Source organism: Vibrio nigripulchritudo (assembly GCF_027924785.1).
GTDB classification, from domain to species: domain Bacteria; phylum Pseudomonadota; class Gammaproteobacteria; order Enterobacterales; family Vibrionaceae; genus Vibrio; species Vibrio nigripulchritudo.
This window is the reverse complement of record NZ_AP027049.1, coordinates 370,901-388,178: the sequence shown is the minus strand read 5'-3', so window position 1 is coordinate 388,178 and position 17,278 is coordinate 370,901. Positions and strand designations below refer to the sequence as shown.

Below are 17,278 nucleotides of genomic sequence, written 5' to 3'. Positions count from 1 at the left end.
GATTCGCTTTAGTTCCATTAAAAAACGAGTGCGATTGCACTCGTTTTTTATTTAGCCTGAGCTGGAGATAAGCGCCAGCTATGGCTCTCTCGCCTCTTCTATCCGCTCTTCCATATCTGGATGGGTGCTTAACCATTCGGGTATGTCCATTGCAGACTCGTGCAGACGCTCAAAAATCTTCGCCAGCGGCTCACTGCTGCCATGCAAAGTGATTAACGAAGCTTTGGCATATTCATCTGCTTCGCGCTCGGCTTCTCTGGAATGACCGCTCTGCATTAAAAACACACCAGCACCGACCATGGTGTCTATCATGCCGGAACTTTCTCCGGTCAGGAGTGCGACCGTGGCTGATACCAAGCTGGAAGAAATCAGCCTTTTCATCACATGCTGATGATGGATATGCCCAAGTTCGTGAAACAATATGGCGTCGACCTCTTCATCCGATTCGGCCAGTTCTACCATCTCATCCAGCATGATGATCACGCCACCGCTCAGAGCAAACGCATTCGGAAAGTCACCTGACTTTCGAAACTCTAACTGCGGCTGAAATTTTGTCGGCGGCAAGCTTTGAACCTGAGTGTAAAAACGTTCTCGGATTCGCGCTTGTTCATCCTCTGGTAATTCCGAAGGCAGCAGCCACTCCTCGTCAATCGACTCAAGCACATAGTCTGCCAGTGTTTCATGTGCTTCGTCGGGCACCCAATCCACCATTTGCTGGCTAAACCAGGGAATACCGTGGGTAAAGGTGCCAATTGTGAGCCCGATGATCAGTAAAGCACTCACCAGAATCGCGGTGAGATTGGTCTCTAGCTTGCCAAGTAGCCCTTTCTTTCCGTGTTTCTTGAGATACGCATTCACCTCATCCGCCCGCTCTGGCACAAAAAGCCAGCCAGATGGAAAGCGAATCTTAGGGGGAAGTTTACCCGGAGAGGGAGTGACCTCTATGTCGTGGATAGACGCACTCACGATCTGTCCATCCACATGAAGGTACATAAAGTCTCGCTGCGATAAATCCAGCTCCGCGTCTGATTTCGCGGAGCTGAGAGGTGGATGAGCCATCCCCTTAATGCGCATTAGCCAATCCCGATATTGACGTCAAATGCTTCCGAGATTTCATCAGAAATCGCTGACTTCATGTCTTGCTCTTCACCTTCAACCACAAGGTTAGACAGGTCACCGATTACATACGTGTTGTCTGCAAGGTATCGGCTGGTTCGAACCATCACCCATGGTCTTGCGATGCCCAGAGTCACCAGTTGAAGCAGGAAGTTGGTCACGATCAAACCGACGTAACTCCAGGTATCCAGAGTAGATTCGAATTTAAACTCATCGTTTTGGTTATCCGCATCTTTTACGGTGAGTTCAGCAAAGGTGTAATTGCGAATTTGTGCCGCTTTATAGGCATTCACTACCACACCACCAAAGAAGAGACCGATGTAGATAACAATGATTGAACCGAAGATATTTGCATTGCCAAAATCAAAGCCTGAGGTAAAGATGGTAGAACCCGCAACAATCGCCACCACGGCACCAATAGCAATCATTACTACCGCCCCAAACAACATGGCTTTAAGGTAGATCTTCATGTAGTCACCCAAGGTGTATTCCGCTGAAAACTGGCGTTTGCCATAGCGATAACCGTTAGCAAAATAGTTCGATATACCGACAGTTACCCAAACAAAAGCAAAAGGGACACTCAGCAGAAGAACAGCCGCAAGAGGAACAATGCCAAAGTGTATCGACATAGTGCCCACCATGAAGAGTGCAAACACGACCAAACCTCTGCCAAACAGCGCGATATAAGCCTCTTTTAATGTGCCCGCAAACGAGAAATGTACGTTGCGGTAACTGGTCATGGCAGCATCAAAACGAGCATTGCTCCACGCTAGCCAAGGCAATATGACCAGAAATGCAAGTATGAGCACCGATGAAACGATTGGGAAAAATTGGTTTGAGATACTCCAGGCTACAAGACACACCGCCGCAACAATGCGTCCTTTTAAGATCTGCATGGGTTTGGCGTGATATTCAAAGCCATCATTATCTAACTTAGTGTTGCCATAAAAATACTGATTAGTGCGCACTTTTGCCCAAGCGGAATAGATTCCGAGCGTAATAACCGACAAAAGTATATTTACAATCCAAATTCCAAAAAATTCAGAGCCTTCCCCTTCAAATTTGAAAGGGTTCTTTTTGTTTTTATCTTCCATAATTATCCATTCTGACGTAGCTGCTTTTCGATTGTGAAATGTGGGGCGAAAAGTCAGCGATTTGTTTTGTAGCTAAGTGAAGAAACTTCACGTTTCCTTAAATTGATATACAAACACTTACATAAGTGCGTGACTAAAATACCAATATGACGCTTTTTCAGCCACTTACTTGATCACTAAATGCGAGTTAATTTCATGTTTGCGAACTAGATAGAATTCTTTAAACAAGAAAAGACATGCCGTAACGCTCAAGCAACTTGTTCTATCAGAAACGGAGCATTAGAACGCGGACTAAAGAAGAGTCGGATCACAGCTTTTAACTAACGTAATCATGCACCACTTGATCTAGTAATCATTGACCATTAAATTTAGTTGCTATTCGCAACTAAATTTAATCAGCCTTATGAATGTCTCTACTCTACGAACCCTCTCACGCGATCTTGTCCGTCAGCTCGGCATGTTAGACAAACAGTGCGGTGATGTTGAACTTTCCCCAGTGCAGGCACACTGCCTGATTGAACTGGAGCAATGTCCTCTCACGGTTAATCAGGTTGCACAAAAGCTTCATGTCGACAAATCCAATGCCAGCCGTACTCTGAAAAGTCTCGCGAATAAAGAGTGTGTCGAAGTGTCGACCAATAAAGAAGACAAGCGCAGCATCCTTTATGCACTGACTCCCAAAGGGGAAAAGCAACTTGCTCAGTTGAACCACCAGCAAAACGCACGTTATCAGGCTGCACTGAATCAGCTATCGGCAGAAGAGAAATCGGTATTACATAAGGCTCTGGAAAGCTACACTCGCGCTTTAGAAACAGCCGAAGCAAGCTCTGAACTGACACTTCGCCCTATACGAAAAAGCGACAATGCGGCGCTGGCAACCATTATTCGTCAGGTATCGGAAGAACATGGGCTGTCTTCCAACGAGGGTTTCAGTGTTGCCGACCCAACGCTTGAGTTTCTTTACGACACCTACTCTCAGCCTCGCTCTCAATACTGGGTGATTGAGAGTAATGGCAGAGTGATTGGTGGCGGAGGATACGCGCCACTGCAAGGCAAAGAAGAAGTGTGTGAGTTGCAGAAAATGTACTTTTTGCCAGAAGCAAGGGGGAAAGGTTTATCCAAGACCATCGCTAAAATGGCAATGGAACACGCCAGCCAGAACGGCTTCTCACAGTGCTATCTGGAAACCACGGCTTGCTTAAAAGCTGCTATCGCTTTGTATGAAAAACTCGGATTTGAACATCTGGATGCTCCGTGGGGTAACACAGGGCATGATGCCTGCGAAGTGGCTATGGCAAAGGCGATCTAACACTTCAAATATGCCCAAGTATCCTCAAGAGGATACTTAGGTGCTAAACCGGAAAGTGGGTAACACATAAGTCTTTGCTCAGACCAATTCGCATCTGTTGGCTTTGACCGTCTAAAGCCACATCCAACTGATACAAATCCTTGTCACTTGGGAAAATCGGGTTGGCATAGCGTGGTGCTTCAACCTGAAACAGCGCTGTGGCGTGATCCGCTCTTACATCAATTGGAATGTGGTAAGTCATGCCGTCAAACTTCACCGAGGCAGAAATCAGTCCCGCTGCAAAGGTTTGATAATAAAGGTCAACTTTGAATTCACAGCCGCCGCCGTGGTGCCAGATCTGCTCTGTTGTAATGTGATCGAGTCTCAGGTGGCGAATAAACTGAAGATAGGGAATCTCCCAGACACCAATTCGTGAATCGGTTTCTACTACCGGTTCCTGATTCAACGCACACACTTCCGGTTCTTCTTCCAACAGCCAGTCGTCGTCTTTCTCTAGAAACAGGATCTCAAATCGGTTTCTGCCTGGCTGCAAATAAGGTCGAATGTCTTTCTTGTATCGGTTTTGTGAACCATCACAATCAAATACTGCAACGCCATTTACTCTCACCTCTGCGTAGTAATCCACCCCTGCCATCACTAAATCTACCGCAGGAAAAGCCAGCATTGCATCGTCAACGTCGATGTCGTGCATTAAATGCCATTCTTGCTGGCGAATAGATTCTTCAGACAATGATTCTGGCAACACCTGACTAAGCGGCGCGGGGAACGTAATGTCATCCTGTGGGATGGAAAGGTCGGTCAGTGGAGAAACCTGCCAAAGACCTGCGAGTGAAAGTTGCATGGATAAATTGAGCCAGATCAAGTTTGGGGGCATTATAATGAAAGAAGACACATAATTTCTAATGAAATTTCAATAGTCTGACCAGCACGCGATTTTTGTACATGAAAAGTCCCCGACCACAATTCATAAAAAACGCCGGCAATAAGCCAGCGTTTAAAATTGGGTGAATTCGACGTTATTCTTCGTAGTCTTCAATGTCGTAGGCAGCATCTTCACCTTCGTAATACGTGCCCCATCCGTCGTAGATGATGTCGTATTTCTCAGCAAGGTTTACTAGCTTTTCTACCTGCTCATCAATGGCTTCTGCGTTTAGCGCTGACTCCATAGTGGCGTCACAACAAAGCAGCTTGTTGCCGTCTTCGTCTTCCGTTTCTTCAGCTTCAAGCACTTCAAAGCCCATTTTAAAGGCTTCAACAACGGCTTTTTCCAGCTTGTCGAAATCTTCCGCAAACAGGTGATGTTCAATGTCATAAAGAGCATCGGGCTCACTGCCGTCTTCAAGTAACGCATTGATGATTTCACGAGTTTCTTCTTTCTGAATCTCAAGTAACTCTTCTACCGATAGGTATTCATCTTGTTGAGACATTCGCTTGCTCCGCTCTCAAAGTTATAAAACGCGTGAAATATGGCATGGATCGTAAAAAATTACCACCGACAAACCCAATTCCCGTGCATTTTTTCTGCACTTCAAAATTGACCCTAAGTCACATAAACAAAATATTAACAATTGGGTAATGAAATTTTGAAACAGAACAAAGTCAGGTGAAGGTTAAAACGTCAATTTCTGGTTATTCCGCCAAATTATGATGCAAATGTGCATAGAGCAGAATGGCGTCAAAATGAATAAAACAAACGCTTTTTATGACATATTGCTCGAATCATGCATCTTCATTCACACCAGCTCATACATTCTCATTCGCCTGAGTGAGAGCACGATGAATATTCAGGCATCTGTTCGAATGTAACAACACACCGTTAAACGAAAGTAAAATTTATCAAATTAAAGTTTTAAAGGTATATATTCCGAAAAAACGCGGTTATCTTCGATATTATCACTATATTACCGACTTGCATCTTGCTCTCATCCTTGCCATAAATGTGAGTCCGACCTCATTTTAATGCAGGTCATCCTCTGGCTACCTTCCTGTACTGGAAGCCAAATTAAGCCTGAGGATCAGTTATGGATATATAAGAAAGGACACCCAATGAGTAAGCTGTATGTCGGCTCTGAAGTCGGTCAATTGCGCAGAGTGTTGTTAAATCGTCCCGAGCGCGCACTCACCCACCTTACCCCTTCTAATTGCCAGGAACTGTTGTTTGATGACGTTCTGGCTGTAGAAGCCGCAGGGGAAGAACACGACACGTTCGCCCAGACTCTGCGAGATCAAGGTGTAGAAGTTCTGTTGCTGCACGATCTTCTGGTCGAGACACTTGCCGTACCTGAAGCGAGAACATGGCTGCTGAATACTCAGATTTCTGACTTTAGATACGGTCCTACTTTTGCTCGTGAGCTGCGTAGCTACCTGAGTGAAATGGACGACGAACATCTCGCAACCGTATTGCTGGGTGGTTTAGCCTATTCAGAGTTGCCAATCGCTTCTTCTTCCATGCTGCCTAAAATGCATCAGCCACTGGATTTTGTGATTGAGCCTTTGCCTAACCATCTGTTTACCCGTGATACCTCTTGCTGGGTATACGGCGGTGTGTCACTGAACCCTATGATGATGCCTGCGCGTCAACGTGAAACCAACCATCTTCGCGCAATCTATCGCTGGCACCCAGTATTTGCCGGGCAGGACTTTATTAAGTACTTCGGTAACGAAGATCTGCACTACGACAACGCAAACATTGAAGGCGGCGACGTACTGGTCATTGGTAAAGGCGCGGTTCTGATTGGTATGTCTGAACGTACCACTCCTCAAGGGGTAGAAAATCTGGCGGCTGGCTTGTTTGAAACGGGTCAGGCAACGGAAGTGATCGCTATTAATCTGCCGAAACATCGCTCCTGTATGCACTTAGATACGGTGATGACGCATATGGATGTCGACACGTTCTCCGTTTACCCGGAAATCATGCGAAACGATCTGGAAACCTGGCGTCTTACCCCTAATGGCGGCAAAGCCATGAACGTTGAGCAAGTTCCTAACTATATCCATGCCGTAGAGCAGGCGCTTGGTCTGGATCAGTTAAAAATCATCACTACAGGTGGTGACAACTACGAAGCGGAACGTGAACAGTGGAATGATGCCAATAACGTTCTGACTGTGAAACCGGGTGTGGTTGTGGCGTATGAACGTAATGTTTACACCAACGAAAAATACGATAAAGCTGGCATTGAAGTTTTAACCATACCTGGCAATGAACTGGGTCGTGGTCGTGGTGGCGCTCGTTGCATGAGTTGCCCAATCGAAAGAGATGGAATCTGATAGTCCCGCTCTCCTTAGCCTGACTAGGGTTTGTTGACCTAATAATTAGGCTGCTAAACTGAAAAGGTTGATGCTATGTGCATCAACCTTTTTTTGATTACATGAAAATAATCATTCACAAAAAATGAATTTATATGTATAAGTAGATTTTAACGCATCGGCAATACCCAGGGAAGATTTATGGCTTTCAATTTACGTAATCGCAATTTCCTTAAGCTTCTTGACTATACGCCTAAAGAAATTGAGTTTCTGATTCAGCTGTCGCAGCAACTTAAAGCTGCCAAATACTCAGGCACAGAGCAGAAGAAACTGGTCGGCAAGAATATCGCATTAATATTCGAAAAAGCGTCTACCCGTACCCGATGCGCATTTGAAGTCGCGGCGTTCGATCAGGGAGCTCAGGTTTCTTACATTGGTCCATCTGGCTCTCAGATTGGGCACAAAGAATCGATGAAAGATACCGCTCGTGTCCTTGGCAGAATGTACGATGGCATTCAGTACCGGGGCTTTGGTCAGGACATTGCTGAAGAATTGGGAGCGCACGCAGGCGTGCCTGTCTGGAATGGGTTAACCGATGAGTTCCACCCTACTCAGATTCTGGCAGATTTCCTGACCATGCTGGAACACAGCAAAGGTAAGCAGCTTCATGAAATCCAATTTGCCTACCTAGGTGATGCCCGTTACAACATGGGTAATTCACTGCTGGTTGGTGCCGCTAAAATGGGGATGCACTTTACGGTAGTAGCACCCAAAGCTTACTGGCCAAATGCGGAATTGATTGACGAATGCCAGACCATCGCTCAGTCCACGGGTGCTCAACTTCACTTTACAGAAAGCGTAACAGAAGGCGTAAAAGGTGCCGATTTCCTCTACACAGACGTTTGGGTATCGATGGGTGAAGCACCAGAAGCCTGGGACGAGCGTGTCGCTCAGATGACCCCATACCAGGTAAATACCGAAGTAATGCAGGCCACAGGTAACCCCAACGCCAAGTTCATGCACTGTTTACCAGCCTTCCATAACGATGAAACTGTGATTGGTAAAGAGATCGCGGAGAAGTACGGATTACAAGGCTTAGAGGTAACGGAAGAGGTGTTTGAATCTGAGCAGTCGATTGTCTTTGATCAGGCAGAAAACCGAATGCACACCATCAAAGCGGTAATGGTAGCGACTCTCGGATAAAAACCTGATGTAATCGCTTGCGATCACGTTCCTTAGGCGTATAATTCTCCGCAATTTGTCTGAGGAACGATTAATGAAACCAACACTCATCTCTGCTCTAGCGATGATTAAGAAGCACCAAGGCTTCCCTGTTTTGTTTTATTGTTCCCGTAGTAATTTTTAAAGCCTCCCTATTTAGGGGGGCTTTTTTATGGCATCACCATAGGGAAGAAGATCATGGCGAACTCACTCTATCAAAAGCACATCATCTCTATTTCAGAGCTGTCGCGCGATGAACTGGAACTGATCGTGAAAACCGCGGTTCAGTTAAAGAAAGAGCCACAACCAGAGCTCATCAAAAACAAAGTCATCGCAAGCTGTTTCTTTGAACCTTCCACTCGTACGCGTCTGTCATTCGAAACAGCAGTACAGCGCATTGGTGGAGATGTGATTGGTTTCGACAACGACGGCAATACTTCGCTGGCTAAAAAAGGCGAAACGCTGGCCGATTCAGTTCAGGTTATTTCTTCTTACGTGGACGCTTTTGTTATGCGTCATCCACAAGAAGGTGCCGCGCGTCTGGCATCTGAGTTTTCTAACAACGTGCCTGTGATTAACGCTGGCGACGGTGCAAACCAGCATCCAACGCAGACTTTGCTGGATCTGTTCAGCATTTATGAAACTCAGGGTCGTTTAGACAACCTGAATGTTGCATTTGTAGGCGACCTGAAATACGGACGCACGGTTCACTCGCTGACTCAGGCTCTGGCAAAATTCGATAACAACCGTTTCTTCTTCATTGCCCCTGAAGCACTGGCGATGCCAGATTACATCTGCGAAGAACTGGACGACGCAAACATTCAATACAGCCTGCATACCGAAATGGAAAGTGTGGTTCCGGAGCTGGACATCCTGTATATGACGCGCGTGCAGAAAGAGCGCTTTGATGAGTCTGAATATGCTCACATCAAGTCCGCTTACGTTTTAACTGCCGCGACCCTGACTGAAGCGAAAGACAACCTGAAAGTACTTCACCCATTGCCGCGCGTGGATGAAATCACTGTCGATGTTGATAAGACGCCGTACGCATACTTCTTCCAGCAAGCAGAAAACGGCGTATATGCCCGTGAAGCGCTTCTGGCACTTGTTCTTAACGAAACTCTGTAACAGGGAGAATCATCATGGCTAAAGAAACTCAATTACAAGTTGAAGCAATTCGTAACGGCACAGTGATCGACCATATCCCTGCGCACATAGGTATTAAAGTGCTTAGATTGTTCGACATGCACAATTCTGAGCAGCGTGTCACCATTGGTCTGAACCTGCCTTCTTCAGCACTCGGAGCCAAAGACCTGCTGAAGATTGAGAACGTGTTCATCAACGAAGACCAGGCGCAAAAACTCGCGCTGTACGCACCACACGCGACAGTAAATCAGATTGAAGAATACAAGGTCGTGAAAAAGCTGGCGCTTTCGTTACCGGAACGTATTCAAGGCGTTTTTGCCTGTCCGAATTCAAACTGTATCTCTAACTTCGAACCTGTAGACACGGTATTTTCTTTGTTAGAGCGTAATGGTGACGTGAGACTTAAGTGTAAATACTGCGAGAAATCCTTCTCACGCGAGATCGTCACCGAGCTGTAATAGCGGCGGTTTAAAGTAGAGAAAACAGAAAGCGACCATCAGGTCGCTTTTTTGTGTTAACTGCCCTGAATTTAACCAAAATGACGCTTTTCCAGCTCATCCTGTGCAGATTGCGTACAGAACAATGATACTGGTTAGAAACGTCTGAAAATTCGCTTGCAGGTGCCCTGTTATATTATTACATTTAGCCCTTTATCGATAACGCCAGAATTCAATGCTGACACGGACGTACAACAAAACCTGTTCAATGCTCGCCATCGCTGCGGTGATGTGGATGAGTACTGCGTACGTTTTACACAGTCAGGACTGGGAACCCGCTCATCATGAGGATCATATCTGTGAGCTGTTTTCCGTCAGTAAGCACGCCATTTCTGGATCAATCATCACTGTTCCTTATGTGCCACACGTTTTCTGGACCAAGGCCTATGATGTCCTGAAACCTGATCGCGCACCGCTGCCATCCTATTACGCGCGCTCACCTCCTCTGTCTGAGTCTATTGCTCACAATTCGTAATATTTTCACTTATAAATCAGAGGTAAACATGAACCACGTATTCAAACTTTCACTATTGGCAGCCGCAATCGTTACAACATCAGCACAGGCAGAAGAATTTCGTCAGCACGACGCACACGTACACGGTGTGGTTGAGCTGAATATTGCTCAGGATGGCAACGAGCTACTGATGGAAATTCACGCACCAGGTGCAGATGTGGTTGGTTTTGAAAGTGCGCCTAAAAATGCAGAGCAAACCAAGCAGTTAAAAGAAGCGCTAGCGACGCTGAATCAGGCTAATAACGTCATGACGCTTTCTTCTGCTGCGCACTGTAAAGCAACGTTCACAGAAGTTCGTCATACTCTTGGCGAAGATGAATCTCATGATGATCATGATAAACACGATCATGACAAGCATGAACATCATGACCACGACAAACACGATCATGACAAACATGAACATCATGACCACGATAAGCACGATCATGACAAACATGAACATCATGACCATGATAAGCACGATCATGACAAACACGAACATCATGACCACGATAAGCACGATCATGACAAGCATGAACATCATGACCACGACAAGCACGATCATGACAAGCATGAACACCATGACCACGACAAGCACGATCATGATAAACATGAGCACCATGACCATGAAGGACATGATCATGAGGAACATGGCGGTCACGGCGAGTTCATTGTTGAATACCACTTCGACTGTGAACACATCGAAAAGCTGAGCCAAATCGATACACAGTGGTTTAAGCAATTCCCATCAACGGAAAAGATGTCGGTTAACATGATTACGGATAAAGCGCAGGTTGCCACTGAGCTTACTCCCAATAATCACAAAGTTTCGTTCTAAACCAGCGAATCTTGAGATATAAAGCAACATAGCGACATTGATACCCAGCCGTCAGGCTGGGTATTTGATCTAAAAGATAACAAATAACAATAGACGGATTACACCATGCCAGACTCTCCAACGTCTTCGCAGATCATTACTTTGCAAGACATCCGTTATGCCTGGGCACCGGATGCTCCGGATACACTGATCATCGATGAATTTTCCATCCAGGCAAAAGAGCGTGTGTTTATTAAAGGTCCCAGTGGGTGTGGTAAATCCACTCTGCTCGGATTACTTACTGGTATTCTGACACCTCAGAAAGGCAGCGTTAACCTATTAAACGAAGCGGTATCTGAGCTTTCACAGGGCAAAAGAGACCGTTTCAGAGCCGATCACATTGGCTATATCTTCCAGCAATTTAACCTGCTTCCGTACCTGTCGGTCATCGATAATGTTCTGCTTCCCTGTCAGTTTTCCAGCACAAGAAAGAACAAAGTAAAACAATCGCTGGAGCAAGAAGCCAAACATCTGCTTGAACGACTTCATCTGCCAAAAGAAAAGATTCATACACCAGTCATAGACTTGAGTATTGGTCAACAACAACGTGTCGCGGCTGCCCGAGCTCTGATTGGACACCCGGAACTGCTGATTGCAGATGAACCCACTTCAGCACTCGACCATGACAACCGAGAAGCCTTTATTGAACTTCTGATGGAAGAAGCTTCACAAGCGAATACCACACTGGTTTTTGTCAGTCATGACCCGACACTCGAACCTTTCTTTGATCGCACCATCGATCTCCCTACCATCAACCAAGCAGCAGGAGGGCGAGGATAATGGCTATTTTTCATTTAGCCCGAAAAAGTTTAGGGAACCGCAAAGCCACTGCGCTGCTGACCATTTTGACGGTCGCGATTTCCGTGGTTCTGTTACTCGGCGTAGAACGCATCCGAACACAGGCAAAAAGCAGCTTTGCGAATACCGTATCCGGCACCGATCTGATCGTGGGTTCGCGTTCAGGGCAAGTGAACCTGTTGCTGTATTCGGTTTTTCGAATCGGCAATGCCACCAACAACATTGATTGGAAAAGCTTTGAAGAATTCAGCCAGCATCGCTCAGTAAAATGGGCAATCCCGATGTCGCTTGGGGACTCACATCAGGGTTTTCGGGTACTGGGGACCAATCAAAGTTACTTTGAACATTTCCGATATGGTAAGAAGCAGCCTCTCTCACTCATGGAAGGAAGACCATTTGACGGTCTGTTTGAAACCGTTATCGGCGCAGATGTCGCAAAGACACTGAACTACAAGATTGGCGACGAGATCATCATCGCCCACGGAATCGCAGACAAAGCCTTTAACCGCCACGATAACCTGCCATTTAAGATTGTCGGCATCTTTGCACCAACGGGCACCCCGGTTGATAAAACGGTTCACGTATCGCTGCAAGCCATCGAAGCCATTCATGTTGGTTGGGAGTCTGGTGCAAAAATTGGCAATACGCCAAGTGCAGAACTGCTAGAACAGCAAAATTTTCAGCCAAAACAAATCACTTCCTTTATGCTTGGGCTGAAATCGAAGATTCATACCTTCGCCCTGCAACGACAAATCAACACCTACACCAAAGAACCTTTGAGCGCTATTTTACCGGGCATCGCCCTGCATGAGCTCTGGGGCATGATGTCGGTTGCCGAACAGGCACTGCTTGCGGTATCAGGGTTTGTGGTTGTCGCAGGCTTACTTGGAATGCTCAGCAGCCTTCTGACCAGCCTGCAGGAGCGTCGGCGTGAGATGGCGATTTTGCGAGCCATGGGAGCCAGACCAAAACATATTTTCTTTTTGCTCATCAGTGAAGCCAGTGCATTAACACTGGCAGGGATTATGTTTGGCGTCGCACTTCTTTACATTTTAATCGCAATAATCAGCCCCATCATCGCGCAATTGTATGGCATAAATATAGAGCTCATTGCATTAAGCGCCCACGAGTGGATGTTACTTGGATTAGTGCAGGGCGCAGGTATACTGATTGGGTTTATCCCCGCGTTCAGGGCGTACCGTCAGTCTTTGGCAGACGGCATGACAATAAGGATTTAAAGGAAACCTCATGAAAAAGATTCTGCTCCTTCTTTGTTGCTGGTTAGGCTTTTTGTCACCAGTACAAGCAGAAAAAGTCGTAGTCGAAAAAGTCTCTGCAGAAACGCTCACTCTGGACTGGATAGATCTGATTCCAGAAAGTGAACGCCAGCAGTTTACCGCTGGTGGTATGCCAGTCACGGATCACACCAATGCAAACGTCCAACAATCAAAAGTTGGCAGCGTGCGTCAGGAATTGCATGGCAGTCAGGTAAAAATCCCTGGATTTGTTATTCCTTTAGAAGGCGACGACAAGAAGGTCACCGAGTTTTTACTGGTGCCCTACTTCGGTGCTTGTATCCACGTTCCGCCTCCACCACCAAATCAAATCATTTACGTGAAATTCAAAGAAGGTGCACCTATCCACCAGCTTTGGGACGTAATTTATGTTGTGGGAACGTTGAAAACTGAGACCATTAATTCCGATTTGGCTGAGACAGGTTATCTGATCGAAGGAATTAAAATAGAAGAGTACGACGACGCTTAAGCCGCATAAAATATGAGTGTTTGGTCTACCTTATTGAATCCTTCATTACACAATGAAATTTGAGAGGTAGGCTAACACTGCGATGTAAATCAAAAGCAAGAGCGCAACGGACACGTGCTTCTTGAGCTTATCTCCTTTGATAAACCGCATATCACCTCCAATATACTCGCAACAATTTTAACAAATCGTTAGCAAGCCGAATAGTCAAAATCTTGATAAAGTTCCAATAACAATGCTGGACTCGCCCCAGAGAGTGAATTTAGTATATTAATGCAGCACTTAAACTTTATTTGGAATCGAATCAATGGCAGACGACAAAAAGCCTGTAGTCATAGAGCAAACCAGCACCAAAAGCACTTCCAACAAAAAGAGCAGTTACATACGTGACAGTGCCAGCCGCGTTATCCAAATCGCTCAGGTTCATGAGCTGGATGCTCTGTTACAGGATGAAAAACCACAGAAGTCTGCGTTAGAACGAGCCATCAGCCGCCAGAAAAAGAGACAAGAGCAGCGCCAGAAGAATCTGGAACAGATCCTGAAATTTGCCCATGCCAGTTGTAATAACGAAACCGCTGGTGAACCTGATGCCGACTGGCTACATCGTTTCTTCGATATGGCACAGGATATCCATAATTCCTCGATGCAAAAGCTCTGGAGTCAGGTGCTAAAGCGCGAAATCACCAACCCAGGTTCAACATCAATGAAAGCCTTACAGGTGCTGAAAGACATGTCTCCAAGGGAAGCGCAGAACCTTCAGCGCGCGGCATCTCTGGCATGCAGCTTTGGTAGCGATAACAGTAAGAAGTTACTGCTGGGCTTTAAATCGAAAGAAGGCTTTTTCGGTTTCTACAAGAAAGAGAACACCAGTGTTGTAAACATGGGCACATACCAGCTTCCCTACTCAAGTTTATTGCACCTTATTGAGTTGGGATTGGTACTGGGTACAGAGCTGGAATCCGGCGAGGTGGAATTCGACCCTGCCTTAATGGTGAGTTATCAGGGAAAGAACATTGCGCTTCAGCCAATGAGCAAAGGCATTCGTCTGCTGTACTATCGTTTCACCCCCACAGGAGACGAGCTTTGTCGCCTGCTGGGGAACAAACCCAACACCAACTATTACGATCAGTTGCTCGCTCTTCTGGCACAAAAATTCACGGTTCAGACGGAAGCAGGAAGCAACGTCAATCAGAGCGTTTAAGCCAGATTAACAACCCGCTCAAAATCAAAAAGGGAATCACTAAGTGATTCCCTTTTTGATTTCAAACCCGTCTTTTTCTAGGCGTTATTTGATGATTCCGCGTTGGCGTAAATCAGCTAAGCAAAGCTCAACCAACTCATCGATCGTCTTCTCACCGGCTGGTAGATCGATTTCCGGATTTTCAGGCGTTTCGTATTCAGAATCGATACCTGTGAAGTTTTTGATTTCCCCTGCACGTGCTTTCTTGTATAGACCTTTCGGGTCACGCTCTTCACACACGTCCAGAGACGTATTGACGAAAACTTCGATGAACTCGCCTTCGTCCAGCATATTGCGAACCATCTGGCGTTCTGCACGATGTGGAGAAATAAACGCAGAAAGCACAATCAAGCCGGCATCTGCCATCAGCTTAGCCAGTTCACCAATTCGGCGAATGTTCTCGCGGCGATCTTGCGCCGAGAAACCTAAGTCAGAGCACAAGCCGTGGCGTACATTGTCGCCATCAAGCAGATAAGTGTGGTAACCCATCTCGGCTAACTTCACTTCTAATGCGCCAGCAACCGTAGACTTACCAGCACCAGACAAGCCAGTTAACCACAGCACAGCAGGTTGTTGGTTTTTCTGCTTAGCACGAGACGTTTTATCGACAGAATGCTGATGCCATACGACGTTTTCATCGCGCTCTACAGTTACTGTTGTCATTTTCTAGTCCTTTATTTACTGCCACCTCACCCTATCGGCGGTGGACTTAAAATGGGAAAAAATATGGGATCAGTGTCAGCACCAATACTGAGTAAACCAAAGAAATGGGTAACCCGACTCTGATGTAATCCGTTATGTGGTAATTGCCCACACTGTAAACCAGCAAATTCGTCTGGTAACCGTAAGGCGAGATAAAGCTCGCGCTGGCTCCAAACAGCACTGCCATGATGAATGGCATTGGGTCTACGCCATAGCCGATGGCCATACTGTAGCCAAGAGGAAATGCCAAAGCAGCCGCAGCGTTATTGGTGATGAGTTCCGTCAAGACAAGCGTTAGAAGATAGGTCGCAATTAACCCTCCTAACACCCCCCAGCCATTGAAGGCTTCGATAAACATGTCGCCGATCTTTACAGACAGCCCGGAGGACATCATCAGTTGCGCTATCGTCAGCGCACTGCCCACAATCACGACAATATCGGTTGGGAATCGTCGTCTCAGTTCGTTGAACGTAACGGTTCCTGCCGCTAAAAGGATCAACAGATAGCCCGCCAGACCTTTTAGCAAAGGCAACACATCAAGCAAAGCCAAACCAATCACTGTGGCAAACCCTGCCAATACCATGGCGGACTTATTGGCATCCAAGCGTGCTGTGGAATCCAGATCGTTAACCAGTACAAATTCACGTGAATGTGACTGGCGCTCTGCTTCAAATCGTTTACCGGGAACAAGAACCAGAGTATCTCCAGCGGTCAAACGTACGTTCCCCAAACCACCCTCTAAGCGCTCGTGGCCGCGGCGAATCGCCACCACAACGGCGTCAAAGCGTTCACGAAACTGGGAAGATTTCAGCGTTTTGTTGCAAATCGATGCCGATGAGCTCACCACCACTTCAACAAAGCTCTGACCGTTAAGATGATGCTGACCAAAAAGCGTTAGCCCTTGGATCTCTTGTAGCGTCGCAACACTTTCTACGTCACCACAAAACAACAAACGATCTTTCGCCTGTAATACAAAGTCCGGATCCACCGATGCCATGGTTTCGCCATTGCGGATCACTTCTGCAAGGAAAAGTTTTCTCAGTGCTCGCAGATTGTTTTCAGCAATGGTTCTTCCAACCAGAGGCGACCCTGGTTCAACAATGGCTTCTAAGAAGTAAGGAAGATCATCCTGAGATTGATCATCATGATTAGGCAGAAGGTAGCTCAGTGGAATCAAAATCAGCATCCCACCCACCAATACGGATAACCCAATCATGGTTGGCGTAAAAAAGTTCAGGCTTGGTAACCCGGCATCTTCTACAAAGCTGTTGATGATCAGGTTGGTGGAAGTACCGATAAGCGTCAATGTACCGCCAAGAATCGCCGCGTAGCTGAGCGGAATCAGCAAACGTGATGGTGAATGTTGCTGATTGCGTTTTATCGCGCCAATGAGTGAAACAACTACGGCAGTATTGTTGGTAAAAGACGACAATAAAGCCGTTGAAACCCCAAGCTTAGCGACAACAGTTCCTAAACGTCCTTCTGAGATATGTCGGCTTACCCAACTGATTAAGCGAGATTTTTCTAACGCACACGACACCAGAATCAACAACACCAATGTCAGCAAAGAAGAGTTAGTAAAGTTTGCAGCGATATCGGTGATGTCACTCAGTCCGGCCATATAAGCAAGAAACGCCGCACCAGCAAAAACAATACTCGGCTTAATGCGCGTGACCAGTAAACAGGTCACGATGCCAAGTAGCACTGCTAATACAAATCCTTGTTCCCACATACCCTACTCTCTGAGAAAAGTAAGGGAGCGTTTTCGCTCCCTTATC

17 protein-coding genes are annotated in these 17,278 nt (G+C 46.3%); 11 read left to right on the top strand and 6 right to left on the bottom strand.

Annotation, left to right across the window (positions count from 1 at the left end):
- Positions 1-78: 78 nt before the first annotated feature.
- Complete coding sequence (locus QMG91_RS01985; protein ID WP_281828568.1) at positions 79-1,074, bottom strand: M48 family metallopeptidase; 996 nt, start codon at positions 1,072-1,074, stop codon at positions 79-81.
- Positions 1,074-2,210, bottom strand: coding sequence for a YjgN family protein (locus tag QMG91_RS01980; RefSeq protein WP_281828565.1), 1,137 nt, complete (start codon positions 2,208-2,210; stop codon positions 1,074-1,076). The genes QMG91_RS01985 and QMG91_RS01980 overlap by 1 nt, the downstream gene beginning before the upstream one ends.
- Positions 2,211-2,613: 403 nt before the next feature.
- On the opposite strand from QMG91_RS01980, the gene QMG91_RS01975 reads away from it, so the two are divergent.
- Positions 2,614-3,519: a bifunctional helix-turn-helix transcriptional regulator/GNAT family N-acetyltransferase gene (locus QMG91_RS01975; RefSeq protein ID WP_281828563.1), complete on the top strand. Its 906-nt coding sequence runs from the start codon at positions 2,614-2,616 to the stop codon at positions 3,517-3,519.
- A 43-nt stretch (positions 3,520-3,562) separates the two neighbouring features.
- Here QMG91_RS01975 and QMG91_RS01970 read toward each other — a convergent pair whose 3' ends face one another.
- Both QMG91_RS01970 and rraB read right to left on the bottom strand, forming a co-directional pair.
- The gene (locus tag QMG91_RS01970; RefSeq protein ID WP_004398416.1) at positions 3,563-4,360 is read right to left on the bottom strand and encodes a glycosyl hydrolase 2 galactose-binding domain-containing protein; all 798 of its coding nucleotides are present in this window, start codon (positions 4,358-4,360) and stop codon (positions 3,563-3,565) included.
- A gap of 175 nt (positions 4,361-4,535) precedes the next feature.
- A complete protein-coding gene (rraB, locus tag QMG91_RS01965) occupies positions 4,536-4,946 on the bottom strand; it encodes a ribonuclease E inhibitor RraB (RefSeq protein WP_281828560.1) in 411 nt (136 codons plus the stop codon).
- Between the two features lie 619 nt (positions 4,947-5,565).
- Here rraB and arcA point away from each other — a divergent pair.
- The 10 genes from arcA to QMG91_RS01915 all read left to right on the top strand — a co-directional run bounded on the left by arcA (position 5,566) and on the right by QMG91_RS01915 (position 14,759).
- On the top strand, positions 5,566-6,786 hold the full coding sequence (gene arcA, locus QMG91_RS01960) for an arginine deiminase (protein WP_004398418.1): 1,221 nt from the start codon (positions 5,566-5,568) through the stop codon (positions 6,784-6,786).
- Between the two features lie 180 nt (positions 6,787-6,966).
- Positions 6,967-7,968 carry an ornithine carbamoyltransferase gene (gene argF / locus QMG91_RS01955; protein ID WP_281828558.1) on the top strand — a complete coding sequence of 334 codons (1,002 nt, stop codon included), beginning with the start codon at positions 6,967-6,969 and terminating at the stop codon, positions 7,966-7,968.
- A gap of 216 nt (positions 7,969-8,184) precedes the next feature.
- Positions 8,185-9,114, top strand: coding sequence for an aspartate carbamoyltransferase (gene pyrB / locus QMG91_RS01950; protein WP_004398420.1), 930 nt, complete (start codon positions 8,185-8,187; stop codon positions 9,112-9,114).
- Positions 9,115-9,128: 14 nt separating this feature from the next.
- Positions 9,129-9,590 (top strand): aspartate carbamoyltransferase regulatory subunit, encoded by a 462-nt coding sequence (gene pyrI, locus QMG91_RS01945; protein ID WP_022551690.1) that lies wholly within the window; start codon positions 9,129-9,131, stop codon positions 9,588-9,590.
- A 214-nt stretch (positions 9,591-9,804) separates the two neighbouring features.
- Positions 9,805-10,104 carry a DUF2607 family protein gene (locus tag QMG91_RS01940; RefSeq protein ID WP_022551691.1) on the top strand — a complete coding sequence of 100 codons (300 nt, stop codon included), beginning with the start codon at positions 9,805-9,807 and terminating at the stop codon, positions 10,102-10,104.
- Positions 10,105-10,132: 28 nt separating this feature from the next.
- Positions 10,133-10,960 carry a zinc uptake protein ZrgA gene (zrgA, locus tag QMG91_RS01935; RefSeq protein WP_281828555.1) on the top strand — a complete coding sequence of 276 codons (828 nt, stop codon included), beginning with the start codon at positions 10,133-10,135 and terminating at the stop codon, positions 10,958-10,960.
- 105 nt (positions 10,961-11,065) lie between these two features.
- Positions 11,066-11,779 carry an ABC transporter ATP-binding protein gene (locus QMG91_RS01930; protein ID WP_004398424.1) on the top strand — a complete coding sequence of 238 codons (714 nt, stop codon included), beginning with the start codon at positions 11,066-11,068 and terminating at the stop codon, positions 11,777-11,779.
- Positions 11,779-13,035, top strand: a complete 1,257-nt coding sequence (locus QMG91_RS01925) for an ABC transporter permease (protein ID WP_409351248.1) — start codon at positions 11,779-11,781, stop codon at positions 13,033-13,035. The genes QMG91_RS01930 and QMG91_RS01925 overlap by 1 nt, the downstream gene beginning before the upstream one ends.
- Before the next feature lie 10 nt (positions 13,036-13,045).
- Positions 13,046-13,561 carry a DUF3299 domain-containing protein gene (locus QMG91_RS01920; RefSeq protein ID WP_004398426.1) on the top strand — a complete coding sequence of 172 codons (516 nt, stop codon included), beginning with the start codon at positions 13,046-13,048 and terminating at the stop codon, positions 13,559-13,561.
- Between the two features lie 304 nt (positions 13,562-13,865).
- Positions 13,866-14,759: a TIGR03899 family protein gene (locus QMG91_RS01915; RefSeq protein ID WP_022551694.1), complete on the top strand. Its 894-nt coding sequence runs from the start codon at positions 13,866-13,868 to the stop codon at positions 14,757-14,759.
- Positions 14,760-14,843: 84 nt separating this feature from the next.
- On the opposite strand, the gene cysC is transcribed toward QMG91_RS01915, so the two are convergent.
- Both cysC and QMG91_RS01905 read right to left on the bottom strand, forming a co-directional pair.
- Complete coding sequence (cysC, locus tag QMG91_RS01910) at positions 14,844-15,461, bottom strand: adenylyl-sulfate kinase (RefSeq protein ID WP_281828552.1); 618 nt, start codon at positions 15,459-15,461, stop codon at positions 14,844-14,846.
- Between the two features lie 46 nt (positions 15,462-15,507).
- Entirely contained in the window at positions 15,508-17,232 is a 1,725-nt protein-coding gene (locus QMG91_RS01905) for an SLC13 family permease (RefSeq protein ID WP_022592111.1), read from the bottom strand.
- Between the last annotated feature and the right edge of the window lie 46 nt (positions 17,233-17,278).